Annotated in this window: 28 protein-coding genes and 1 tRNA gene; 11 read left to right on the top strand and 18 right to left on the bottom strand. The window is 51.8% G+C overall.

Annotated features, from left to right (window positions below):
* Positions 1-107 precede the first annotated feature (107 nt).
* Complete coding sequence (locus QJT81_05205; GenBank protein WGZ95385.1) at positions 108-809, top strand: trypsin-like peptidase domain-containing protein; 702 nt, start codon at positions 108-110, stop codon at positions 807-809.
* A 75-nt stretch (positions 810-884) separates the two neighbouring features.
* Here the strand turns inward: QJT81_05205 and QJT81_05200 are convergent, their stop codons facing one another.
* On the bottom strand, positions 885-1,739 hold the full coding sequence (locus QJT81_05200) for a transposase (GenBank protein ID WGZ95384.1): 855 nt from the start codon (positions 1,737-1,739) through the stop codon (positions 885-887).
* Between the two features lie 134 nt (positions 1,740-1,873).
* On the opposite strand from QJT81_05200, the gene QJT81_05195 reads away from it, so the two are divergent.
* Positions 1,874-2,200, top strand: a complete 327-nt coding sequence (locus QJT81_05195) for a sigma-70 family RNA polymerase sigma factor (GenBank protein WGZ96451.1) — start codon at positions 1,874-1,876, stop codon at positions 2,198-2,200.
* Complete coding sequence (locus QJT81_05190) at positions 2,197-2,904, top strand: anti-sigma factor (protein WGZ95383.1); 708 nt, start codon at positions 2,197-2,199, stop codon at positions 2,902-2,904. Before QJT81_05195 ends, QJT81_05190 begins: the two co-directional genes overlap by 4 nt.
* 15 nt (positions 2,905-2,919) lie before the next feature.
* Here QJT81_05190 and QJT81_05185 read toward each other — a convergent pair whose 3' ends face one another.
* From QJT81_05185 to QJT81_05175, 3 genes are read right to left on the bottom strand one after another with little or no spacing between them, the layout of a single operon-like run.
* The gene (locus QJT81_05185) at positions 2,920-3,273 is read right to left on the bottom strand and encodes a YkgJ family cysteine cluster protein (protein ID WGZ95382.1); all 354 of its coding nucleotides are present in this window, start codon (positions 3,271-3,273) and stop codon (positions 2,920-2,922) included.
* A gap of 22 nt (positions 3,274-3,295) precedes the next feature.
* On the bottom strand, positions 3,296-4,162 hold the full coding sequence (locus tag QJT81_05180; protein WGZ95381.1) for a universal stress protein: 867 nt from the start codon (positions 4,160-4,162) through the stop codon (positions 3,296-3,298).
* 12 nt (positions 4,163-4,174) lie between these two features.
* Positions 4,175-5,650 carry a SulP family inorganic anion transporter gene (locus QJT81_05175; protein WGZ95380.1) on the bottom strand — a complete coding sequence of 492 codons (1,476 nt, stop codon included), beginning with the start codon at positions 5,648-5,650 and terminating at the stop codon, positions 4,175-4,177.
* A gap of 143 nt (positions 5,651-5,793) precedes the next feature.
* On the opposite strand from QJT81_05175, the gene QJT81_05170 reads away from it, so the two are divergent.
* The 3 genes from QJT81_05170 to QJT81_05160 all read left to right on the top strand — a co-directional run bounded on the left by QJT81_05170 (position 5,794) and on the right by QJT81_05160 (position 7,557).
* Positions 5,794-6,273, top strand: a complete 480-nt coding sequence (locus QJT81_05170) for a hypothetical protein (GenBank protein ID WGZ95379.1) — start codon at positions 5,794-5,796, stop codon at positions 6,271-6,273.
* Between the two features lie 114 nt (positions 6,274-6,387).
* Positions 6,388-6,858, top strand: coding sequence for a hypothetical protein (locus tag QJT81_05165; protein ID WGZ95378.1), 471 nt, complete (start codon positions 6,388-6,390; stop codon positions 6,856-6,858).
* 3 nt (positions 6,859-6,861) lie between these two features.
* The gene (locus tag QJT81_05160) at positions 6,862-7,557 is read left to right on the top strand and encodes a hypothetical protein (protein WGZ95377.1); all 696 of its coding nucleotides are present in this window, start codon (positions 6,862-6,864) and stop codon (positions 7,555-7,557) included.
* Between the two features lie 16 nt (positions 7,558-7,573).
* Here the strand turns inward: QJT81_05160 and QJT81_05155 are convergent.
* Positions 7,574-7,647: transfer RNA gene (locus QJT81_05155), tRNA-Gly, on the bottom strand.
* 58 nt (positions 7,648-7,705) lie between these two features.
* On the opposite strand from QJT81_05155, the gene mutY reads away from it, so the two are divergent.
* Complete coding sequence (mutY, locus tag QJT81_05150) at positions 7,706-8,749, top strand: A/G-specific adenine glycosylase (protein WGZ95376.1); 1,044 nt, start codon at positions 7,706-7,708, stop codon at positions 8,747-8,749.
* A gap of 17 nt (positions 8,750-8,766) precedes the next feature.
* Positions 8,767-9,033, top strand: coding sequence for an oxidative damage protection protein (locus QJT81_05145; GenBank protein ID WGZ95375.1), 267 nt, complete (start codon positions 8,767-8,769; stop codon positions 9,031-9,033).
* A 38-nt stretch (positions 9,034-9,071) separates the two neighbouring features.
* Here the strand turns inward: QJT81_05145 and QJT81_05140 are convergent, their stop codons facing one another.
* The gene (locus tag QJT81_05140) at positions 9,072-9,668 is read right to left on the bottom strand and encodes a DUF1131 family protein (GenBank protein ID WGZ95374.1); all 597 of its coding nucleotides are present in this window, start codon (positions 9,666-9,668) and stop codon (positions 9,072-9,074) included.
* A 106-nt stretch (positions 9,669-9,774) separates the two neighbouring features.
* Here QJT81_05140 and QJT81_05135 point away from each other — a divergent pair, with 106 nt between their 5' ends.
* Together QJT81_05135 and QJT81_05130 are read left to right on the top strand one after the other, a co-directional pair.
* Positions 9,775-10,653: a 5'-3' exonuclease H3TH domain-containing protein gene (locus QJT81_05135; GenBank protein WGZ95373.1), complete on the top strand. Its 879-nt coding sequence runs from the start codon at positions 9,775-9,777 to the stop codon at positions 10,651-10,653.
* A gap of 137 nt (positions 10,654-10,790) precedes the next feature.
* Positions 10,791-12,143, top strand: a complete 1,353-nt coding sequence (locus QJT81_05130) for a sigma 54-interacting transcriptional regulator (GenBank protein WGZ95372.1) — start codon at positions 10,791-10,793, stop codon at positions 12,141-12,143.
* On the opposite strand, the gene QJT81_05125 is transcribed toward QJT81_05130, so the two are convergent.
* From QJT81_05125 to QJT81_05090, 8 genes are all read right to left on the bottom strand, one after another.
* Complete coding sequence (locus tag QJT81_05125; protein ID WGZ95371.1) at positions 12,111-13,184, bottom strand: aminotransferase class I/II-fold pyridoxal phosphate-dependent enzyme; 1,074 nt, start codon at positions 13,182-13,184, stop codon at positions 12,111-12,113. The two genes, QJT81_05130 and QJT81_05125, sit on opposite strands and share 33 nt — an antisense overlap.
* On the bottom strand, positions 13,185-14,705 hold the full coding sequence (locus QJT81_05120) for a hypothetical protein (protein WGZ95370.1): 1,521 nt from the start codon (positions 14,703-14,705) through the stop codon (positions 13,185-13,187). It lies immediately after the preceding gene.
* Between the two features lie 27 nt (positions 14,706-14,732).
* Positions 14,733-16,001 (bottom strand): hypothetical protein, encoded by a 1,269-nt coding sequence (locus QJT81_05115; GenBank protein WGZ95369.1) that lies wholly within the window; start codon positions 15,999-16,001, stop codon positions 14,733-14,735.
* A gap of 10 nt (positions 16,002-16,011) precedes the next feature.
* Positions 16,012-16,650 carry a hypothetical protein gene (locus QJT81_05110; GenBank protein ID WGZ95368.1) on the bottom strand — a complete coding sequence of 213 codons (639 nt, stop codon included), beginning with the start codon at positions 16,648-16,650 and terminating at the stop codon, positions 16,012-16,014.
* A gap of 26 nt (positions 16,651-16,676) precedes the next feature.
* Positions 16,677-17,300 carry a hypothetical protein gene (locus QJT81_05105; GenBank protein WGZ95367.1) on the bottom strand — a complete coding sequence of 208 codons (624 nt, stop codon included), beginning with the start codon at positions 17,298-17,300 and terminating at the stop codon, positions 16,677-16,679.
* A 292-nt stretch (positions 17,301-17,592) separates the two neighbouring features.
* Positions 17,593-19,491: an ATP-binding cassette domain-containing protein gene (locus QJT81_05100; GenBank protein WGZ95366.1), complete on the bottom strand. Its 1,899-nt coding sequence runs from the start codon at positions 19,489-19,491 to the stop codon at positions 17,593-17,595.
* Positions 19,492-19,500: 9 nt separating this feature from the next.
* Positions 19,501-19,761, bottom strand: coding sequence for a hypothetical protein (locus QJT81_05095; protein WGZ95365.1), 261 nt, complete (start codon positions 19,759-19,761; stop codon positions 19,501-19,503).
* A 21-nt stretch (positions 19,762-19,782) separates the two neighbouring features.
* The gene (locus QJT81_05090) at positions 19,783-19,941 is read right to left on the bottom strand and encodes a hypothetical protein (protein WGZ95364.1); all 159 of its coding nucleotides are present in this window, start codon (positions 19,939-19,941) and stop codon (positions 19,783-19,785) included.
* Positions 19,942-20,070: 129 nt separating this feature from the next.
* On the opposite strand from QJT81_05090, the gene QJT81_05085 reads away from it, so the two are divergent.
* Complete coding sequence (locus QJT81_05085; protein ID WGZ95363.1) at positions 20,071-20,310, top strand: hypothetical protein; 240 nt, start codon at positions 20,071-20,073, stop codon at positions 20,308-20,310.
* A gap of 44 nt (positions 20,311-20,354) precedes the next feature.
* Here QJT81_05085 and QJT81_05080 read toward each other — a convergent pair whose 3' ends face one another.
* From QJT81_05080 to QJT81_05065, 4 genes are all read right to left on the bottom strand, one after another.
* Positions 20,355-20,876 (bottom strand): C40 family peptidase, encoded by a 522-nt coding sequence (locus QJT81_05080; GenBank protein ID WGZ95362.1) that lies wholly within the window; start codon positions 20,874-20,876, stop codon positions 20,355-20,357.
* Between the two features lie 85 nt (positions 20,877-20,961).
* Positions 20,962-21,510, bottom strand: coding sequence for a 16S rRNA (guanine(966)-N(2))-methyltransferase RsmD (gene rsmD / locus QJT81_05075; protein WGZ95361.1), 549 nt, complete (start codon positions 21,508-21,510; stop codon positions 20,962-20,964).
* The gene (locus tag QJT81_05070) at positions 21,500-22,813 is read right to left on the bottom strand and encodes a pitrilysin family protein (protein ID WGZ95360.1); all 1,314 of its coding nucleotides are present in this window, start codon (positions 22,811-22,813) and stop codon (positions 21,500-21,502) included. Before QJT81_05070 ends, rsmD begins: the two co-directional genes overlap by 11 nt.
* Before the next feature lie 4 nt (positions 22,814-22,817).
* The gene (locus QJT81_05065) at positions 22,818-24,242 is read right to left on the bottom strand and encodes a pitrilysin family protein (protein ID WGZ95359.1); all 1,425 of its coding nucleotides are present in this window, start codon (positions 24,240-24,242) and stop codon (positions 22,818-22,820) included.
* Between the last annotated feature and the right edge of the window lie 23 nt (positions 24,243-24,265).

The raw sequence follows: 24,265 nt of genomic DNA, 5'->3' as shown, positions 1-24,265 counted from the left end.
GAAAAATATGTGACTTTTTAGCAACATTTGATGCATTTACGACACTAGCTTACGTGTCACTTGTGTTACTCTTACGGTTCTTAGTAACCAAAACCACTGGTCACACAATGAAAAAAAATCTGTTTATCATCGCTTTATTGGGCTTTGTGCTAGGTGGCTGTAGCCTGCTGCCTATTGCGGAACGCCAAACCATTGCTATCTATGAGCGTGCCAATCCAGCGGTCGTGTGTATTCATGCTGAAGAACAAGAGCCGGATGCATTTGGTGAAATTGCCACGGGTACGGGCTTCCTTTGGGACACAAAAGGACACATTGTCACCACCCAGCATTTGGTCTCTGGCTACAAAACCCTGACCGTGAGTTTTGACGAGGAAGGCACTCGGCAAGCAGATGTGGTGAATTCAGACAACAGATACGACTTGGCTGTTTTGAAATTGCGCGACATTACCAACCTACCCGCCCCCGCACATACCCACAGCAGCAAGAATTTGAAAGTCGGGCAGCACGTTTACAGCATTAGCAATGCCTTTGACCTAGGTCGCAGTTTTACCTCTGGCATTATTTCTGCGTTAGGGCGTAATTTTGGCGATCCACAAACCGGCGGGATCAGCAACTTGATTCAAACCGATGCGGCGATTAACCCCGGCAGTTCTGGTGCGCCGTTGTTGGACAGCAGCGGGCGCGTTATTGGCATGAATGTTGCTATTTACAGCTTGTCGGGAGGGTCAGATGGAATTGGCTTTGCGGTGCCGATGGATGTGGTACGCCAGATTGTGCCGCGTTTGATCAACGCACCTAAAGTACTGTGAACGACAATACCCAGCCGCGTTGTACCGCTGTCTTGACATCCTCCCCTCCCTAAAGGAAGGAGATTCCTACTGCATTCAGCCAGATAGCTGACTTACTTCGGCGGGTTTCTGCTTCATCGAGAGGCGTAACGCCCCATCTCCACAGGCTAACAAGCGGTGTCCCCGCTCTAACACATTGACCGCCCCGACCACATCGGCATGGTTTTCATAGCCACATGCCACACACGCAAAGCACGCTTGGGTTTGGCGGTTATCGGCTGAAACATGACCACAGCACGGGCAGGTTTGGCTGGTGTACTGCGGTGGCACAGTAAACAGCATTCCGCCGTTCCATACTGTCTTGTAGTCCAGTTGCCGCCGGAACTCGCCCCAGCCTTGGTCGAGGATGGCTTTATTCAAGCCAGACTTCGCTGCAACGTTTGTGCCAGGGTTTTCTGCTGTGCCTGCCGCTGATTGGGACATATTCCATACCTGCAATTCTTCGACGAACACTACCGCGTGGTTTTGGCTGATCGTGGTCGTGGCTTTGTGCAGAAAATCGCGGCGGGCGTTGGCGATTTTGGTGTGGATTTTTTGAACTTTGGCTTTCGCTTTTTTCCAGTTGTTGCTGAACTTCCCGCTGGGTCTGGATGCTCGCAAACCATTGGCAAAGAAGTTTTTGTAGGCTTTGTCCAAGTCCTTTAAAGCGTGTTGCAAGGGATGGACAGGGGCATCTTTTAGCCAAGGTGTTTCTGTACCATTGCGCCATGCCGTTAGGTGTTTTGCCATTGCCACATAACCGATGAATGTCTCACCCGCTGCATGGTTGGCTTGTTGCAACGCCAAGGCTTTGTTGTAAACAAAACGGTACGAACCCGCGTAACGGCGCATCAGTCGCTGTTGTGCGCCGTCGGGCTTGAGTTCGTATTTAAAGGCTTGTAATCGTTGCATAGGGTTGATCATACGCTAAAAGTGGTGGTGTCGGCTTTGGTGAACAGTATGAAAGGCGTTTCCCGCGCAATCTGATCAAAGTGTGGCATCACGCCGCACAGCTCAGCGCCAGCAAAGCCAGCGCCATGACGTGGATGACCACAATCATACGTAACCAAGCACTCGATAAACTGCGCCAAGCCCAAAGCCGCCCGACTGTGGTTGATGATGTGGAATACGAATCCCTAGAATTTGCCTCACTGGAACCGGGACCGGATGCATTGCAACAAATGGGCGAAGATGCCGAGCGGCTGCTGTACTGCTTAGATCAGCTAAAACCAGAACAGCGCGAATGTATCCTTCAAGCCTTTTACCAGGGGCAAACCCATGAGGAGTTGGCACAATCGTTGGCAAAACCGTTAGGCACGGTGAAAGCGTGGATACGGCGTGGATTGGAACAATTACGGGGGTGCTTACAATGAAGCGTTACCAAAACCCAGACATTTTTGAACACTTGGCGATGTCTTACGCGCTCGGCACCTTGCAGGGTAAAGCACGCCTGCGCTTTGAGAAACTGATGCGTAAACACCTCTACTTGCGGGCAATTACCAACGCTTACCAGCAACAATTTGCACCATTGGCAACCCTGCTCCCCAGCGAAACGCCACCAGCGCGAGTATGGAATGCCATCAGCAAGGAATTGCAATTAGGCAAAGCCGCTTCACCACGAAAAAGCTGGTTCGCGAGTGTGTGGAGCCATGTACCGGTAGCTGCATTTGCCGCCGTCGTTGCATCGGTTGGAACGGTATTGCTGCTAAACCTTAGCAACCAGCCCGATATTTACATGGCAAATATGAAAACCCCGGTACAACAAGACAAAATGATGGTGGTGATGGTCTACCATGAGACGATGGAAATTGCCTTCGATATGCCAAACGGTGCATTGCCGGTCAAAGACGACATGATGCCCACCGTGTGGTGCATCCCCAAAGACAGCAATAAACCACCGATGCGCATGGGCACGCTAACCGCACAAGGTGAAAACCGAATGCCGATTGATAAAGCAACCTGGAAGGAAATGGCAAATGTCAGCCAGTTTGCCATCAGCCTCGAACCGATGGATAAACCACCTAGCGACACCCCACAAGGCAAAGTGATTTTTAGTGGAGAACTGGCAGCGCTGTAAAATTAGCAAAATGCATTAGAGCAACACTTGCCGAGTTTCCCGTAAAAACTGCCATACCTGCCGCTCAACGTTTGGGGCAAGCAACACCTCAGGCTTTCTCCCTCTGGGGCAAGCCAAGCGCGGCGTTGTTCCAAATACGCGGCAAATCAGCGGACGTTCCGCATACACCGTACAACCGTGTTCCCCCAAATAGGGGCAACGCCAGTCAGCCAACGCCTCGGCATGTTCTGCTTCACTTTTAACGGGTAGTGCCGCGATTTCCTCACTGGATGCCGTGACCGGCCCGCAACAATCATGGCAACCCGGCTCGCAGGCAAATGCAGGAATATTGCGGCGCAAAAAACGTATTACTTGATAATTTTTAGTCATGTTAACCTAACAGGGTTGACTCTCAACGCAGCAACAACGTCGGAATCCGCGCCGAACGCAGCAACTCATTGGTTTTACTGCCAAACAACCAACTGCGCCACGCCGAATGCGCATACGCCCCCATGATCAACACGTCGATAGTGCGCTCCTGCACTTGTGCGGCAATCACTTGTTGCGGGTCGCCTGCCAACAACGCGGTATGCGCTTCAAACCCTGCCGTTTCCAGCGTGGTTTTCGCCCACTCCAACTGCTTGCGCAAGCCTTTGCCCGCTTCGCCGGACGTAATCACATGAATCGGCAAACCCACAAATAACGGGCAAGCCGCAATCAGTTCCACGCCTTTGCGCGACAAACTGCCGCCGTCAAACGCAATCATTACCCGTTCCGGCACTTTGAAATCGTCGGTAATCGTTAGGATCGGGCGGTGCAAGGCACGCACCACGTTTTCCACATTGCGCCCTAAGTCGCGTTGGGTGGTTTCCGCCGATTGCCCGCGCCGACCGAGAATGAACATGCGCACCGCGTCTTCCTGTTCGATCAGCGTATCGGTCAATGCACCGTGGCGTTGGCGCACGTCGGGGGCTTCCACCCCTGCGGCAATGGCACGCTCCCGCAAGCGATTCAGGAAGACGCGCCCCTGTTCACGCGCTTGCTTGCTGAACGCGGCATCTTCCGCCGACAATTCTTGCAGCAACAGGTTTTGCGCATCCATGCCAATCGCGCCGCTGTGGTCGTGATTGTGGCGTGAACGTTCAGGGTGACGATCCAGAATATGCAGGAATTCCAATGGCAAACCCATGCGGGAAGCTACCCACGCGGCATAATCCGCCACATGATCGGCGTAATGTGACTGGTCAACGCAGGCCAAAATCTTATTTTCAGGTTTCATGGGGGTTGCTCCTTAATGGCTTGCCAGCGGGTCGGTGGCATCGGCTTTGTCGTGTGTTCCGAAACGGTCAATCAACGTAGCACTGGCTTCATTCAAACCGACCACTTCCACTTCCGTGCCTTCACGACGGAATTTCACCACCACTTTGTCGAGCGCACCCACCGCCGTTAAATCCCAAAAATGCGCCCGACTGACATCAATTTGCACCTTATCCAACACATCTTTGAAATCAAACGACGCAATAAACGCATCGGCTGACGCAAAAAACACCTGCCCCACCACGTCGTAAACGCGCATCCGCCCCTCGTCTTCCGAACGCGATTTCACAAACATAAACCGCCCAATCTTGTTGGCGAAGAAAAAACCCGACAGCAACACCCCAACCAACACGCCTTGCGCCAGATCATGCGTCGCCACCACCACTGCTACCGTGGCAATCATGGTCGCATTGAAACTTTTCGGGTGTTCACGCAATTTACGCACCGAATCCCAGTTGAACGTGCCAATCGACACCATGATCATCACCGCCACCAATGCCGCCATCGGAATTTGCGCCACCCAGTCGCCAATGAACACAATCATCAGCAGCAAAAATGCACCCGCCACAAACGTAGACAACCGCCCACGCCCGCCGGACTTCACATTGATCACCGATTGCCCAATCATCGCACAACCCGCCATGCCACCCAGGAAACCCGTGGCAATATTCGCCACGCCCTGCCCCACACACTCGCGTTGTTTATTGCTGGTGGAATCGGTTAAATCATCCACAATCGTCGCCGTCATCAACGACTCCAGCAAACCCACCACCGCCAGCGTGACCGACACAGGGAAAATAATCGTCAGCGTTTCCCAATTCAGCGGAATATCCGGCAACAAAAACACCGGCAGGCTATCCGGCAACGCGCCCATATCGCCAACGGTGCGAATTTCCAGCCCAAACACCATCGCCACCGCGCTCAACACCACGATTGCCACCAACGGCGACGGCACGGCTTTGGTCACATACGGGAACAGGTAAATAATCCCCAAACCGGCGGCAACCATTGCATACACCAACCAGCCATGCCCGACCAGCTCCGGCAATTGCGCCATAAAAATCAGAATCGCCAGCGCATTCACAAAACCAACAATCACTGCGCGTGACACAAAGCGCATCAGCAAATCCAGCCGCAGCATCCCCGCCACAATCTGCAATACGCCTGTGAGCAAGGTTGCTGCAAACAAATACTGCAAACCGTGATCTTTCACCAGCATCACCATGACCAAGGCCATTGCGCCTGTCGCAGCGGAAATCATCCCCGGACGACCGCCCGCAAATGCAATCACCACTGCCATGCTGAACGAGGCATACAGCCCCACTTTCGGATCAACGCCCGCGATAATCGAAAAAGCGATGGCTTCGGGAATGAGAGCCAAAGCAACGACGAGTCCGGCAAGCAGGTCATTTTTGACATTGCCGAACCAATCCTGTTGGAGAGATTTCATGGTGCTAGATTCCATTATTGAAGAGTGAGTGCGCGAAGCAAACAGCAGAAGCGCTGCATTCTAGGGAAATCAACCCGCAAAATACAGCGATACCGTGATGACTCGTGTATGCTAATCGCTGTGTTTTCACTGGAGATTGCTTGATGTTACGCTGGTTTTTTGCCCAACCTTTACACCTGCGCATTGCCATTATGATTGCGCCAATACTCGCCATCGGCGGCTGGGGCATGATGGACTTGTGGGTCACAAAAGACCAACCCAAGCCGACCGTAGAGCAGCAAGTTGCCATGCTGCCGCTGCAATTGCAGGGCGAATGCTTTCTCGCCACCAACCAATGCTTGCTGCAACACGACAAGATGAAGCTTTCGATGCTGCTTAAAGATTCCGGCAAACCGGGCATAGTGCGGATGGAAATTATCCCTGATACCAATATTCGCGGCATCCAAATGTCCTTGGTGCAATTGGAAAATGAACACCAAATCGTGGTGACATCCACACCGGATGGCAATCTGTGGTTTGCGGAATTCCCCGATAAATTGCTGACACCTTCCCCGTCAGCATTGCGGATTGCGCTGGCAAAGTTTGGCTCGGTATCGTTTGCCGAAATTCAGCCCCACTTCTGAACACAAAAGGCTCCGTAGAGCCTTTTCTTGTTTTAGATCATTGCCTGTCTGCGTCGCTGTCCTTATCCTAGCAACTGATAAAACAAATACTTTCACCCGCTAGTGAGAAAATACATGTCTGGACTCGTTTTTTATTACCACAACCGTCTGCCCTGTGCGGCCTTTGGTGTGTTGGAAGCTGCCATTAAATTGAATGGCGAACACCGTATTATTACGCAGTTTGACGAATTCGCCATCGACGCTTACGTGCTGGCAGATTCCCCAACCTCCCGCATTGTTGCCATTGATTTTGATAACACCATTACCGCAGACGTGGACTTCTACCTTGACCTGATCGACGCTTACCGCAGTCGTGACTGGGAACCCATCGTCTGCACCTTGCGTGATGATGACAATGACAATTTGGTGGAAATTCACGACAAATTGCATGATGCAGGCATCCGGGTCTATACGACCGATGGTAAGAAAAAACGTGCCTTTATGCTCCACGAAGGTATCAGCGTTGGGTTGTGGATTGATGACTACTTCCCCGCTATTACCCAATTCGGCACACCACTGCTCGTCAGAAACGGAATAGAGTACTGATTTATGGATACCGTAGCACCACTCGACTCTAGCAAAGAAATCCTCGACTGCTTCCTTAGCGGCAAATTCAAACGCATGGACTGCCCGCAGTGTGAGAACACCTTCCTCACTAAAGTCTACGAAATGAAATGCTTTGATGGCGGCAAGAAACTCAGCGTGAAATGCGCCGAATGCAAACGGCTATTCACCGCCAATACGGAGAGTGATGCGTGGAAAAATTACGTCGTCTTGGAAAAACAATCGCTAGGGCTGGAATATTTTCTGGATGCCATCGAAAAACACCAGCTCACCAGTGTGCCGTTTGCCCGCCGCGTGGGGGTATTGGATGAAGAGGGGCAACCGCTTGACCCCGCCTGTATCCACTTATTCACCTTTGAAGAACCGGATTACCGCATTATCTACGTGATGGAACGCTTGGAACATTTGGATGAAGCCGATTCTGCCTTTTTCACCGAACACGTTCACGAAGTCGACTGGATGGAAGAAGCCGAACGCATCAAAGTTTGGGCTTACGTCGCCAAACACTATGGCGATGAATTAGCGGATGACATGCGCAAACTATGTAAGTATTACCGCGAACACCAAAAATACCTGAACTGGGATTTGCACGGCGACAACTTAATGCGCCAAGTGAAAGACGGCAAGATTGTGATTATGGATCCGTTTGCGCCGAAGATGGGCGATTACATGGAGGAGTAAGGGAATCGCGGAATTTTGGAGCGGGTGATGGGAATCGAACCCACGTATGCAGCTTGGGAAGCTACCGTTCTACCATTGAACTACACCCGCTTATTGAGATAGTGTCAGCAGGTCGCTATTGTAGTGCGTTTTGGTCGAGACAACAATCATGATGGCGACATTTGCTGACAAAGTACTGGCATGGTTCGACCGGCATGGGCGCAAAGACTTGCCTTGGCAGCAAAAGCCCACCCCTTACCGCGTTTGGGTGTCGGAAATTATGCTGCAACAAACCCAAGTCACCACCGTCATTCCCTATTACGAACGCTTTATGCAACGCTTCCCCAACGTGCAAGCCCTTGCCGATGCACCACCAGACGATGTGCTGAAATTGTGGGAAGGCTTAGGTTATTACAGCCGCGCCCGCAACCTGTACAAAACCGCGCAACAAGTCCGCGACGCCTACGCAGGCGAATTCCCCACCACCATGACAGACATGGAAACCTTACCCGGCATTGGGCGTTCCACCGCCGCCGCCATTCTCTCCCTTAGCCACGGGCAACGCGAAGCCATTTTGGATGGCAACGTCAAGCGCGTACTGGCACGTTACCACGCCGTAGCAGGCTGGGCGGGGGAGCCTCGTGTGCAAAAACAACTCTGGGCATACGCCGAACAACACCTGCCCGCTGAACGCAACGCTGATTATACCCAAGCCATGATGGACATGGGCGCAACCCTCTGCACCCGCAGCAAACCGCTGTGCCTGCTCTGCCCCTTACAAGACAATTGCCAAGCTTTCAAACAAGGCAAACCGCAAGCCTACCCCGGCAAACGCCCGACAAAAGCGCTACCCGAAAAAAGCGCAGTGGTGTTGCTGTTACGCAATACGGCAGGCGAATTACTGCTGCAACAGCGCCCGCCAACCGGCGTTTGGGGTGGGCTGTGGAGTTTCCCCGAATTTGCCGATGAAACCGCCATGCATGACTGGCTGGTACAGCATTTCACCCCAACATCGACCACTTCGACCCGTTTGCCCACCTTAACCCACACTTTTTCGCATTATCGCCTGCATTTACAGCCCTTACAGGTCGATTTAGACGCGCAACCCGCACGGATAATGGAAGGCAACGGCTGGCTCTGGTATAAAGCAAACACTGAATATACCGGCGGGCTGTCAGCCGCTGTCCGCCAATTTTTCCAGACCATTGACTGAATCACTGAGGAAAACACATGACACGCATGGTGAACTGCATCCATTTAGGCCGCGAAGCCGAAGGCTTAGACCGCCCCACTTACCCCGGCGCATTGGGCGTGAAGATTTACGAAAACGTTTCCAAAGAAGCCTGGGCAAAATGGTTAAAGCAACAAACCATGTTTATCAATGAATACCGCCTTAGCCCCATCAACCCCAAAGACCGCAAATTTCTGGAAGAAGAAATGAACAAGTTTTTCTTTGGGGAGGGCGCAAGCACGATTGATAATTTCAAACCGGTTTAAGCCGTGCTGGGGCGTATTCAATACGCCCCTACAAGCCTTCACTTCGCCGGTGGTTTCCAGATGATGGCCTCCATCTGCCAGTTCGCCAATACGTCTTTCGGTGGCACAGAACCATCAGGGCCATTCCAGGTTCCGCCAAACAGATACAGGATATTGCCGGTTTTAGGTGCGTAACACAGCACTTTCCCCGATAACTCCTCTGAGCCTGCGGCACATTCTTCTGTTGCACCATACGCGTAAATATCGGTAAATTTTGCCCCAATGGCATGGCCTAAACCGTTACCGATTAAATTGTCATGCACCATCACGGAAAACACTCTTGCTTGTTTAGCATCTGGGTTAATGGTCAACAGCGGTTTCAACTCTTTGCTAACCATAATGACAGGGTACTCCTCTCCTTCGGTGTAATTTGTCCGCTGTGCCACATTGAAGCCTTGGAAGACCATGGTGATGTCATGCAGATTGAAAGCAGTGCTACCATTGATCGGCCCAATACCATCAACGGATAACATCTCAACCGGCTTGACCGATGATTGTGCCACTGAAGTATCCGACTGCCTATCATCGCAACCGACTACGGTGAACAGTGTGGCAATTGCCAAGACTCCCCATCCCTTTGCACGCAGATTCAGCATCTTCACTCCTCTAGTTAATGACTATTCCAAAATATAAAGCCTAACCGTGCATTTTTATGCTTCTCTGTTTATAGTCCAGAAACTTAGCCATCACCTGAAAAATACCATGCCCCAACATCCTGTCTGGCTCGTTGATGCCAGCATTTATGTATTCCGTCCTTGGTTTATACGCCAACCCATCACGCTGGATCGTGAGGGTAATCCCGTCAATGCGGTATTGGGATTCCTACGCTTTGTGTATAACCTGTTGCAAACCGAACAACCGCAGCAAATTGCGTTTGCTTTCGACATTAGCCTGCAAACCTCCACCCGCAAAACCATTTACCCCGCGTATAAAGCCAACCGCTCCCCCGCCCCAACGGAATTAAAAGTACAGTTTCAACTGTGCCGCGATTTTTTGGATGCACTCGGTATTGTGCAAGCTGCCAGCCCGCATTTTGAAGCGGATGACGTGATTGGCACATGGGCAAAACAGCAACGCGATAACGGGCAAGCCTGCATGATTATCAGCGGAGACAAAGACTTGGCGCAATTGGTTGCTGAACGTGACATCTGGTGGGATTATGGCAAACGCACCCCGCTGCCACCCGGTGGTGTGAAAAAAGAATTTGGGGTGTGGCCTGCACAAATCCCCGATCAACTCGCGCTGGCGGGGGATGTGGCAGATAACATCCCCGGCATTCCGGGTGTGGGCATGTCGACCGCCGCCAAACTGTTGCAGAAATTCAGCAGCGTGGAAGTGTTGCTGTCGCGCATTCCTGAAATTGGGCTGATGAAAACCCGTGGCGCAAAACGCCTGCAAGAACTGGTTGACGAACATCAAGCCACCGTGCGGCTGGCACGGCAATTAACCGAGATTTATTGCGACGTGCCGGATATACCGCTGGATTTGCAGCGTAAGGCTAAGGATTTCTTGAAATTACAAGCACTTTGTAAGCAACTGGGGTTAACAGAACAGCAATTCAAACTGTGGGCTGCGGTCTAAGCATCAACGCAGCAATTGATACATCATAAATTTCAATGGCACTTTCCTCCAGCATCCATGCTCTCAATCAGCTATATAATAAGCAGAATAAAAATATATCAAGCCAATGAGTAGGCAAAAATGCGAGGGCAACCATTATGCTGGGCTGGGTATCTATCGAAACCGATGCTGCTACACAAACGTGTGCTGCATGGATAACCGCACTGTGTCGGGCAACACAACATCACCAAATACCTGAACTTCATCACAGCGACCAACCGGGTGTGCTGATCGTCAATCGGGTTGATGATGCGTTACTGGAAAAACTCCCCTATTACGCTGAACAAGCCAGCTACCGCCTGATTCTCGTTTATGCGCACACGAACCTCACGCTGGAACAGCAACTCCACCTAATCGCGGCGGGCGTGTCGCGCTTATTTTGCTGGCAAGATACACATAGCCTCCTGCAAGCCGTATTAGGGCAATTACAACGCTGGGCGCAAATCGACCGCATTCTAAATGCGCGGGCTATCCGCGAGCAGATCATCGGACAAAGCCCTGCATGGCTCAAAGTCTTACGCAATACCGTGGAAATTGGGCGCTATTCCAATGCCAATGTGCTGCTACTCGGCGAACCGGGTACAGGCAAAGAGCTGATTGCCCGCCTGTTACACACGGTCGATCAACGCGAACACAAACAAGATCTCGTGGTACTGGACTGCACCACCGTCGTTCCCGAATTGGCAGGCAGTGAATTTTTCGGGCATGAAAAAGGTGCGTTCACCAATGCGATTCGCACCCGTGAAGGCATGTTTGAACAAGCCGCAGGCGGCACATTATTTTTGGATGAAGTGGGCGAACTGCCCGCCTTTCTGCAAGCCTCGTTACTGCGGGTGATTCAGGAAAAAGCCTATAAAAAAGTCGGCGGCGACCGCTGGCATAACCTTGACTTCCGTTTAGTCAGCGCCACCAATCGCGATTTGGAAAGCGCCCAGCAACAAGGCACATTCCGCCAGGATTTTTTCCACCGCATTGCCAGTTATATTATTCGCCTCCCCCCACTGCGAATGCGCAAGGATGATATTCCGCTGCTACTCGACAAATTCTTGCAGGAAGAATTGTCCGAGCAAGCACCCACAGTCGATCCCACCGTCATCCACGCCCTACAAGCGCATGATTTTCCGGGAAATGTGCGTGAATTGCGTCAACTGGTAAGAGCCATGTGCGGGCGTTATAACGGTTACGGTGCATTATCCATTAATGATATTCCGCGTGATTACTTGCACAAAATTGGCACTGCCTATTTCGCGGATTATGAGGAAAGTTTCCACCAACCTGTCCTCACGGCGCTGCATCACGGCATGGATTTAAAGACCCTCAAAGAATACGTGGCAGACATCGCCCGCACCCTCACACTGCAAGAAGAACATGGCAATATGGCAAAAGCAGCGGAACGTTTGGGCATAACGGTGCGCTCCTTACAACAATTCCGTGCGAAGTGGACGACCTAAATGTACCAAAGCTTGTCGCAACAACTGCACCAAGCGCTGAATCGCGTCGCGCCGATGCCCCGCTCGCAAAATCACGGTTAACGCACAAGCCCCGCAATCCGTGCGTGTGACCACGGTTTCTACCTGCCGTTGGCGCAAATAACGGTATACCGCTACGCACTGCCAACCGTGAGGAAACACCAACTTTTGCACCGGAAACACCCCACCTTCCAAGCGTATACCCAAACCGCGCAGTTGTGCCTGAAAATAACGAATATTTCCCACTAACAAGCGCCGCCGCCATTCGCCTGCTTGTGCATGTTGCTGGAGAGCGTATAAAGCATGTTCCACCAACCAAGGTGAAGGCGGGCTACAATAGGTGCGGGTATGTGAGCGTTCACGAAACCCCTGCACCACTGCCTTACTCCCTGATAACACCGCAAGCGGCGTACCCAACGCTTTAGCCAGCGAGGCAATCAGCACCACCTGTTCACTGGCTACCCCGACCCACGGCAAAATACCGCCACCACCGCTACCAAAGGGCAATGACGGCGAGGGATTCTGCCCCAATAGCCCCAAGGTTTGCGTATCATCCAACACCAACCACCCGCACCGCCCTGCCAATAGTTGTAAGCAAGCATTCACTGCAAATGGTTGATTAGTGCGTAATGACCAACTATCCGCCACTACCATCACCACACTGGCAGAGTTCATCCGTGCCAGTTGCTGTGCCAATTCCGTTATATTCCGAAACGTCTGCAACCGTTGCGTATTAAAGGCACGTTTTACCAATAGCTGGATAAAGGGGTAGGTATCCTGCGCCATAAAAACCTGTACGGGCATTTGCCGCACCCATTCAAACCAGTCCCAGAACAACTGCAAGGTTGATGCCCCCAATACTGCCGCCGCTTGCCCCTGCATTGCGGCGAGTTGCGCGGCTAATGCCCGCTCTTGCACCGATTCGTACAAGACAGCGGGCATTCCGGTAGCAACGGGTTGCGTGCTGAGCTGTTGCGGATAAGGGTTCAGATCGAGGTAATGCGCACGATTAAACTGCAACACTCAGGAAGCCTCACGTTGCAACAACCAATAAGACGGTGGTTTTGCATCCAACGCCGCCTGTGTCACCGGATCCGTCAGATCCACCCCCGTCACCGCCCGGTAAGCATGGGCATAACGCTGAATGTCATCACGCCAGAAAACCGCCCAAGACAACGCCACGTCGCTTTTCTCAATCTGACTCCAAGACGCAAAACGAATCGACAACAATAAACGCTCACCGGTTTGCGCCAAATCCACAAAATGGGTGGTTGCCGTACCCGACCAACCTTGCAAGCGCTTCATGCCATCCACCCGATCCATCCAGCGCTCTTTTTGGGGAACCATGATGCGCCCACCAATAAACTCACGCATTTCAGGGCGGGCTAACATCCACTGCATCATCAGCATTTCCTTACGCGCCACCCAAGGCAAATCACCGTATTGGTTATGCGCCCCTTCTGCCAAAATCAGATGCACCTCACGCAAGGCATTTAACAGTGGAAACGCATCCGCCTTAATCGTCATATCATCGTAAGCACGGAAAAACCGGTGTGCCAAATTCAATAACTGATGGAACGCCCCCAAAAAACGCGAACGGCTGTCAGCAGTACGCGCCTTAGGCACGGCTTTTCCAACCAAGGAAAAACCGTAATGATGGTCGTACTCATAAGCACGGCGCACTAACGATAACCGCGCTGGTTCATCTTGAATAAACCCCCATAATAAATTGTTCATGGGGCGTAAAGGGTCAATATCCATCCGTGCCAAAGGGTCACGCACACCACTGCGTACATTTTGAAAACGACGGGTAATCGCATTCATGGTTTGAATTAGCAGGCTTTCCTCCATCCAATACGACCAAATGAGTTCAATCATGGTCGGGCAAGTTGCTTTTAAAGGCGAAAGACCATAACAAATATCATCTATTGAACCGATTGCGAGGGCATCAGCCGTTTTTACGGGAATTTCTGTTAATTTTTCACGAATTAACTGCAAATACGGCAACGGCAATTTGCCACTATCCTCTACATTCAACACATACTGTTCACGTAGCTTCTCCAGTTCTTCGGAAGAAATATGATTCAGTGCATCAGAATGCTGACAGATCAAGTTGTTATTATCATCCTCAACCATGCCAGTTTCTTGCTTTAAGAAACAATCCGTAGCGACTTTTAATAATTCATAGGCATTACCACCCTCAAGCGACACTTTCACTGGGTGTTGCCGTTGTTGAGCCTGTGCCATGCTATGCTGATTAGGGGGGCATAACATAGCATCCACAAAATCACTGTACGGCTTAAAAGCTATCGCTTCATTACGCTCCTTAATCACTTTCCATAAACGTTTCGCGTAGTCTGTTTCAAAACTGGGGGGTGTTAAGGTAACAGGCAGAATTTTATCATCACCACGCTTACCCAATAATTGGGATAAATCCATTAACACTGTTTTCGCCAATTCAATGGTTGTTTCACTGCTATTATCTGCTGGTTTAGCCACAGACTTATCTGGTTTCTCAGATTGCCCTTTTTCAGTAGCCATCATTCACTCTCCTGCATACTAGGGTATGCCTTACGATTTGCTAAGCGCATCGGCTCTGCCGATGCCTGAATTTTCTAGCGCCCAATGGGTAAATAAACGCTTTAACAGTTCTGCTTCATTCGCCGCACCCAATGCGCCATCCTCACGCGCTTGCCCGAAGACCGCGAACACTTCACCGGGCGGGCGGCTGTACATCGCCGGTGGATGCTGTTGCCATTGCCGGAAACGCCGTCGCAAGCGTGCCGGTTGCCGCGCTGCCAAAGGAAATAAATCCACCAATGGCTTATCCCCCATCGCCTGCGGTCGGAACGCCAATAAGGTCTGGGCGAAATCAGGCAAACTTTCCATTAATCCCTCAACAATCTGGCGTTCAGCCGGATTCACGCTACTGAGGGGATACATCGCCTCCCAACGCTCCCGAATCCGTTGCCACTGCGGATCAGGAAACAGCATTTCTCCCAAATGGCAACTGATCTGCACCCGCATCCAAGGGAACGGGTGCGGTGCATCCATATTGATACGGAACACAAATGCTCGCGGCAGCAGCACCACCAGCATCAAACCCGTGGTGGCGGTCACGCCAAGCTGCGCTAACGCCCAAAAGTCCGCCAGAATTTCCGAACGCCAGCGCATCCAAAAATCCCATGCCTGCCCTGCTTGGCGCTGTGCCTGCAACACCTCGCCAAAATTGTTGACCAAATCCAATTGCGCCGCCCCTTGATGCCCCACCTCATGAAACAACGACGACGCAATCCCGCCACCCACCATGCGTTCACGCGGAACACGCACAATACTGACCGGGTTCGCGACTCCACCCGGCAAGCGGGTTCGTGCGCGTCGAATCGCCGCACCATGCCCACGTTCCAAGTAACAAATCATTGGCAACAACTCGTAATAACCGCCCGGTTTACGCAAGGCATCTTTGGCGGCAAAATCCAACGCTGACATCCACACGCCATGCCGATACTCACCACGCTGAGTCAGCACATCCGCAAAAATATCCAACTGATCCAATACCGCATTGAAACGCAGCTTCACCACCGTGAATTGGCGTTGCACCACCGTAGGCTTAGCCACTCTGCCTGCCTGACTGTGTAACCACTGGCGAAATCCCACAATGCGCTGGCGCTGCAACTCACGTTGCACCCGCAAATGTTCCTCAATGGCGTGCAAAATGGCATGACCCGGCGATGAAGCCATCACCATCGGCATCGTCTTGGAAAACGGCAACACCGCCTCCAAGCGGCTCAGCAAAGCACTTGCCTCCTGATCCAGATACGCATTCAGGGCAGCCGACATGACACACCTCCTAGAAGCCGAACAAAATGACTTTGTTACCCTTCCTGACCCACGTACCGCGTTTGCCTGCCATACCACCCGTGATGGGAGGGAAATAACGCTGACAAGCCTTAGTAACCACCGCTTTCACGGCGGATGGTGGTGCACTCGGTGGCAAACGTGCCATTTGCTTACCCGTAGTTTGTGCCGCTTGCACCACCCGACGCGCCACATTCAGGGATGCGCGGCTTTTATTGGCACTGGGTAATTCGCCAAACAAGCGGCTAGCACTTTGGTCAACCCAACCCCGCGCCGTATCTGCTCCCTTATTCACCAAGTCAGTACCGATTCCCGTCCAGGCTTGTTTCAAATGCGGCTTGGCGGTATTGAATAAAAAACGCCCCGCCTGTTTGGCTAATGGCACAGCACGTTTCGCAGCTTGGCGGATTAAGCCACCGAGAAACTGCTCCATTTCAGCTTCACTATCCAGCTCCAATAATTCATTGGCTAAGGCTTCTTCCGCATCCATTTCCGTTTCAAACTCACCATCGGTTTCAAACTCGAATTCATCTTGAGTTTCCCACTCGTTGTCGGCTTCCCATTCTGATTCATTGTCGGTTTCCCATTCGCTTTGCACCCCACGTAACAGGGTTCCATCAATATCGTGCATGACACGTCTCCTCTTGCCTGAATTGTTTAAACACCCAACAAAATGATGCGATTGCCACTTCTGACCCAACGCCCGGAGCGAGCGCGTCCAGTGCGTGCAGGCTGGCGGTTTTGCAATAAGCCGGGAGCGTGCAAACGTGCAGCATTCTGAATCGCACGATTGACCACCACATCCGGTGCTCCACGTTGGCTATTCTGAGCAGCCGAAGCCGTGGTCGCGCCAGCCAAACGTACAAAGCGGCGAGCCACTTCAAACTCCATGTCCTCTGGACTCATGCCTTCCATTTCCAGCTCAAACAAAGAACTCGCAAACGACCCCAGTTTGCCGCCAATCGCGCCCCCGACACCCGGCACGACAAAATTACCCAAAGCGGCACCCGCTACGGGCAAGGCTTTCTTTGCCAAGCCTTTCAGGAAACCACCCACCGCTTTACCCGCAGGCGAACGTACAAAGTTACCGATCCCCTTGGCGGCTTTCTTGACCAATTTACCGAGGAACTCCTCCAGCTCTTCCTCAGAACCGACTTCCAATAACTCGGCTGCTAATTCCATTTCCTGCTGTTCGGTAAACGGGCGGGTGAGACTGTTATCCTCAAACGCATTCTCGAATTCGTCTTCAAATTCAAAGGCTTCAAATTCTGCTGCATACATGATGGCTTCTCCTTGATGAAATACGTTTCCAATCACATCAGTGGTAATGCAATGGGTGTGCCAATCCTATTTTTATATATTTATCAAATATTTGAGATGAAAATGCAGATTAGATAGGCGAAAAGCAGTTCGCCCAGCGTGGTTAACCGCGCTGAGGGAGCGAACTGTATTTCGTCAAAGAGAGAGGAGTAATTGAGGGGAGATTGTCTGAACTGGGATTACTAGGATGAAAGGATTAGCAGGATTAAGAGCGCACCTTCATCACGTGATGTTCTCCATCCTGCTAATCCTGTCATCCCAAAAATCCCAGTTCAGACTCGTATGCTTCGCTGGCTTCCATCCATTCCATTTCCACTGCTTCGAGCTTGGCATCGAGGTTGCTTTTGTCGAGCACCAGTTGCTTGAGTTTGTGACGGTTGACATCGCTGTAAATGTCGGGGTCGGCAAGCTGTGCTTCTAACGCGGCTTGTTGTTGCTGGAGTTTGTTCATTTCCTGCTCCAACTTGTCGATCTTTTTCTTTAAGGGCTGCAACTGTTTACGCTTTTCGGCGGCTTCGCGGCGCTGGTCTTTGCGTCCGGCGGAGGTGTGCGCGGCGGCTTGATCAGTCGGTTTACTGGCAACTTCTTCTGCACGGAAACGGTTTTGCAACCACGCAGCATAATCGTCGAGGTCGCCGTCGAACTCCAGCGCTTTGCCACTATCAACCAGCAACAGCTTATCAGTGACGGTTTTGAGCATGTGGCGGTCGTGCGAGACGATAACCATTGCACCCTTGAATTCCTGCAACGCCATGCTGAGGGCAAGACGCATATCGAGGTCAAGGTGGTTGGTCGGTTCGTCGAGCAGCAGCAAATTGGGGCGTTGGTAAATCAACAATGCCAGTGCTAGACGCGCTTTTTCGCCGCCAGAAAAGGGCGCAATCGCTTCTTCCACCCGTGTGCCTTGAAACGCGAATCCGCCGAGGAAATTGCGCAAATCCTGTTCACGGGCTTGTTTATCCATTTCACGCAGATGTTGCAGCGGGGATTGATCCACTTTGAGTTGTTCGAGCTGGTGCTGGGCGAAATAGCCGATTTTCAGGTCGGGTGCTTGCCAACTTTCACCGGCTTGCGCGGGCAGTTGTCCGGCAAGGAATTTGATCAGGGTGGATTTACCCGCACCGTTGGGGCCAATCAGCCCGATACGGTCACTGGGGAAAATTTGCAACTCCACCTTGTCGATGATGGTTTTGTCGGCGTAGCCAAGGCGTGCTTCGCGCACATGCAGCAAGCGATCGGGCAGCTTTTCGGGGTCGCGGAAGCTGAAATGGAATTGTGAATCGACGTGCGCGGCGGAAATCACTTGCATCCGTTCCAAGGCTTTGAGACGGCTTTGCGCTTGGCGGGCTTTGGTGGCTTGAGCACGGAAACGGTCGACATACTTTTGCATGTGTTCGCGTTCGCGCTTTTGCTTTTCGTAAGCCGATTGCTGTTGCGCGAGTTTTTCCGCACGGGTGATTTCAAAGGTCGAATAATTGCCGGTGTACAGCGTCAGGCGGCTGTGTTCGATGTGCGCAATGCTGGTGCAAATGGCGTCGAGGAATTCGCGGTCATGCGAAATCAGCAGCAGCGTGCCACGGTAATTTTTCAACCAATCTTGCACCCAGATGACGGCATCGAGGTCAAGGTGGTTGGTGGGTTCGTCGAGCAGGAGCAGGTCGGAACGGCACATCAGGGCTTGCGCAAGGTTGAGCCGCATCCGCCAGCCGCCGGAAAAACTGCTGACCGGGTTGTGAATTTGGTCGGGTTTGAAACCGAGGCCGTGCAGCAAGGTGGCAGCGCGGCTTTCAGCGGTGTAGCCGTCGATGGCATCGAGGCGGGCGTGCAGTTCGCCGAGGTGTGCGCCGTCGGCGTGTTCGAGCTGCTGGCGCAGGCTGACGTATTCAGCATCACCTTCGAGCGCGTAATGCAGCGCGGACTGGTCGGTGGCGGGCGTTTCCTGCTGGACGTGCGCGATGACCCAAGAAGGCGGTATCGAAAAATTGCCCGTGTCTTGGTGCAATTCGCCGCGAATCAGCGCGAACAGGGTGGATTTGCCAACACCGTTCGCACCCGTAACCCCGACGTTCTGACCGGGGTGGATGCTGAAGGAAGCGGATTCGAGCAGGGCTTTGGAGCCGCGCCGTAGGGTTAGGTCGGAGAAGACTAGCATGGAAGAACTCTATCGTTGATTGGCTTCGTCGCGGGAAAGGAAATCAGTGTTTTCACCCAAATGAACAGGATCATTGGCGAGCTTTTCAATGAAACTGGCATCTTTAAGCACATTGTTTCGCCATGCGGTGTATTCTGCTGAATACTCTGCGTCTGGGGCAATTGTTCCATCCTGTTGACCGCATAGAAAGCTCACAAAACCTTCCAACATTTGTAACTGCTCAGGATTAAGTTGTTGCATTTTCTGCCGAAGACTTTCCAAATCAGGCACACCACGACTCCAGATTAATTTCTAACGCGAGTATACCACCAAAGTTGCCGCCGCTCTGCCTGCTATCTTGAACTCGCTGAACACGGCAAAGCCAGCCGCCTGCAATTGCTGCTGAATCTCGGCGGCAAGGTTTTCACCGTAGCTACCATCGCGGGCATAACTGATAAAGGCTTTCGGCATGAGATAAAAGTCGGCTGATTGAAAGGAATGCTGCATTAATAGCAGACCAACGGTAGCTTGTGAATGCTGATTTCCGCTTGCTGCACCTATCTCACCTAGCTAGACTCAGAACTAACCAAGGAACTAACCATGCAAGTCAGCATTCACGACGCCAACACTCAGCTTTCTCACCTAATAGAATGTGTGCTGAACGGGGAAGAAGTCATCATCACCCGTGACAACCAACCTGTAGTACGCCAGCAAGCACTCACCAAACCACCCGCCAAACGCAAGCTCGGTTCATTACGCGGTTTGGTCAGACATATCATTGATAATTTCGACGCACCGCTGGATGATTTCAAGGAATATACCGCGCTAATTAGCAGTTAGCTTTGCTTTAAACTACCCACCATGTGCGAACAACTGTTATTTTATCACGAATAACTCGGCTTACACGCTCCGGGAATCCGTCCAAACCCGATCAAACGCTTTGCCCAATAACCTTTCAGTTGGTCGGTAGCAATGGCTCGTCCCGTGCGCGGTGCATGGACAAACTTATCGTTCCCCAGATAAATCCCCACATGGCTGACACGCTTGCCACTGGTATTGAAAAACACCAAATCACCCTTCTGGCTTTGCTCTCTAGGGACTTTGACTGCTGCGGCATACTGTTGCGCTGCCGTGCGTGGAATCGCTACCCGTGCGCCATTTTTAAAAGCGTATTGTGTTAAACCGCTGCAATCAAACCCGGTGACAGGGCTAGTCCCGCCCCAGCGGTACATTTTTCCTTGCTGTTTTTGCGCATTCCACACCACTTTATCCAACAAACTCACGGATGGCTGAGCCACCGGAATTTGCGCAACACTAATTTGTTTTTTAGGCTCTGAAACAGCACTACAACCGACCAGCGTAACAGCCAACAGAACGGCTAATCCTTGCACTACGACACTAGGCATCTAAACACCCTCCATGAATTGTCAACAAAACACACTCGCTATATGAGATTAGATCAAAACCTGAATCTTTGCTGAACGAATGCAATCAAATTAACAACAAACTTTTCACCTGACCCGCCTGGGTTTCACGGTGGATACGCAGGTTAAAACGACCAAAGTTAATGGCGGCATCCGCCTCCTGCTCCAAATAGATCATCCCATCAGGGTTCAACAGGGATTTAGCCAACAACGTTTCGAGAACAGGTTCCAATAGGTTCTTGCGAAACGGTGGGTCAAGGAAAATCAAGTCAAACGCCCCAGTTTCCCGTTGCAAATAGCGAAAAGCATCATCGTGCACCAAGACCGCCTGTTGCGCCCCCAGTAAGGCGATATTGTCACGCAACGCCTTGGCCGCAGCCGGATGCTTTTCCACCATTACCACCTCACTCGCCCCTCGCGATAAGGCTTCCAACCCCAATGCACCGCTGCCTGCAAACAAGTCGAGGCAACGCGCCCCCGGCACTTGCGTTTGCAGCCAGTTGAACAAGGTTTCACGTACCCGATCCGGCGTGGGGCGCAGACCGGGTACATCGGCGAAACGCAGTTTACGGCTACGCCATTCGCCACCGATGATGCGCAGCAGGTTATTTTTCATCACCACCCACAATGACCGTTACCATTTTGTCAGGCTGTACACGGCGGGCAAACGCTTCGGTAATCTGCTCACGGGTTAACGCATTCACCTTGCCGGTAAAGGTATCCAAGTAATCCAATGGCAAGTGGTAAAAACCGATAACGCCCACATAGTCAACAATTTGGCTATTGTTCGCCGTGCGCAGGGGGAAACCACCCGTAATGTCCTTCTTAGAAGCTTCTAACTCCTCAACCGAAGGGCCTTCCTGCTGGAATTTACCCAGCACGTCTTGCACCACTTTCAAGGCTTCATCGGCTTGTTCTAGCTTGGTTTGCAGGCCAATTTCAAACACGCCAAGCTGTGCCAACGGCCCAAAGTAGCTGTAAACGCTGTAACTCAATCCCCGATCATTACGCACCGCCTTCATCAAACGTGAGGTGAAGCCACTTCCCCCCAGCACCTGATTGCCCATGTACAAGGTGAAATAGTCATCATCCCCGCGTTTATTGCCAATCTGCCCCACCAGAATATGGGCTTGCGCTGACGGGTAAGGAATTTTGACGGTTTTGGCTGCCGTCAAGGCTTTGACTTCGGGTAATGGTGCTGCCGCTTCCCCAACCGGCAATACCCCTGCCACTTGTTCCGCTAACGCCTCTGCCTGAGTGCGGTCTACTGCGCCGACAATGGCTAACAGCCCATTTTTCGCCACGTAATGCTGCTGATAAAAGGCTTTTAAATCATCCACCTTCAACGCTTGAATAGTCTCTTCAGTACCATTCTCCGGCTGACCATAAGGATGATCACCGTACAAGGCTTGGTAAAACGCCTTACCACCTAAACTCGCGGGGTCTTGCTTTTCCGCTTGCAACCCCACCAAGGTGAGCTTTTGCACCCGCTCAAAATCTTTCTGCGGAAAATCCGGTTTGGCGATCACCTTCAGCCACAAATCCAAGGCTGCTTTTTGCTCTTGCTCCAAGGTAATGGTGCGTAACCCCAGCGTTGCCATGTCCTTGGAAGTACTTGATGAAAAGATTGCCCCAATGGCTTCAAACTGCTCAGCAAGCTGATCCTCACTCAAACCGGTAGCACCTTTATCCAACATGCTATTAGTGAGCATCGCCAGACCGGGTTTAGCGCCATCCCGCGCACTACCCGCATCAAATACCAAACGTAAATCCAGCATCGGCAATTCAGGCGCGGGAACATAATAGACCCGCAAACCGTTAGCCGTTGTCCAATGCTCAATTTTCGGGGCAGCTTGGGCAAACGATGCAAACACCACTAACCATAGCGCCAGTTGCGCCAATACGATTTTTTTCAACATGGGGTTATCTCACAAAACTAGGGGCATTTTTCGGCTTGTTGGGGTCAATGGGCTGCGGATCGAGTTCTGCAATCGTCAGCGTGTCTTCAATCAGGTACTTCTTGGCAACCGCTTGAATCTGTTCAGGTGTAATCGCCAGAATATTATCCACGTATTCATCCGCCAGTTTGTACCCCAATCCCACCGTTTCCAACGAACCTAAGACGTTCGCCTGATTCTGTTGGGAATCACGTTCGTAAATTTCGCCCGCAATCACTTGCGCCTTGACCCGCGCTAATTCTGCGGCAGTCACCGGCTCGTTTTTGAGTTTTTCCACCTGCTCCAACAACGCGACTTTCACGGTTTCCAACTTTTCGCCTTTGGTCGGCATTCCGCTTAAGCTGAATAAATCGGGCAAGCGCCCAAACCCGCTGTACCAAGCACTGGCACTGGAGGCAATTTCCTTGCCCCGAATCAGCTCTTTGGATAAGCGCGAACTGTTGCCACCATCCAAAATACCCGCCAGCACCTCCAGCGCATACGGTTCCCATTTCTCCTTGGCATTGACCATACCGGGGACTTTGTAACCCATTAACACGTAAGGTAATTCTGCCGGAGCTTTGACTTTAAGGGTGCGCAAGCCTTTTTGCTCGACTTCAGTTTGCGGTTTCGGTGGGGGAATCGTCTCGGTAGGCTTCAGCGGCCCGTAATACTTTTTGGCTAATTCATGCACGTTGTCAGGGTCAACATCACCCACTACCACCAACGTAGCATTGTTAGGTGCATACCAACGTTCATACCATGCCCGCAGGTCTTCTACTTGCATGGCATCCAAATCCGCCATCCAACCGATGACCGGGTTTTTGTAGGGGCTATTGAGGAAAGCCACTGCTTCAAATTGTTCGCGGGTCAAGGCCGTGGGTTTATCCTCGGTACGCCAGCGCCGCTCTTCTTTGACCACTTCGATTTCTTTTTTGAATTCGGCGGGTGGCAAAGTGAGGTTACGCACCCGATCCGATTCCAATTCAAACGCGACTTCCAGCCGGTCTGCCGCAATCACTTGGTAGTAAGCGGTGTAATCTTGCCCAGTAAAAGCGTTATCTTCCGCGCCATTTTCAGCGATGATGCGGTTGAATTCGCCGGTAGGGTATTTTTGCGTCCCCTTGAACATCATGTGCTCGACCACGTGCGATAGGCCAGTCGAGCCGTTGTGTTCATAGCTGGAACCCACTTTGTACCACAATTGCACCACAGCAATCGGCGCACGCTTATCCTGTTTCACCAATACCTTCAAACCGTTATCCAGCTTGTATTCGTGTACGGGTACTTCGACTTTTACACGTTCGATAGCGTGCGCAGGGGCTGTAAAAAAACCTGAAAATATGACGGAAACCGCTAGAATTGTTTTGATATTACGGTTTTGTCTGGCAAATGGTAGTATTCTTCGCATTCTCGCACCTGACGATAATAAAG

Origin of the sequence: Candidatus Thiothrix putei, assembly GCA_029972225.1 — a bacterium.
In the GTDB taxonomy this organism is placed as follows: domain Bacteria; phylum Pseudomonadota; class Gammaproteobacteria; order Thiotrichales; family Thiotrichaceae; genus Thiothrix; species Thiothrix putei.
The sequence above is the reverse complement of the archived record's forward strand: the minus strand, read 5'-3'. Positions and strand labels throughout refer to the sequence as shown.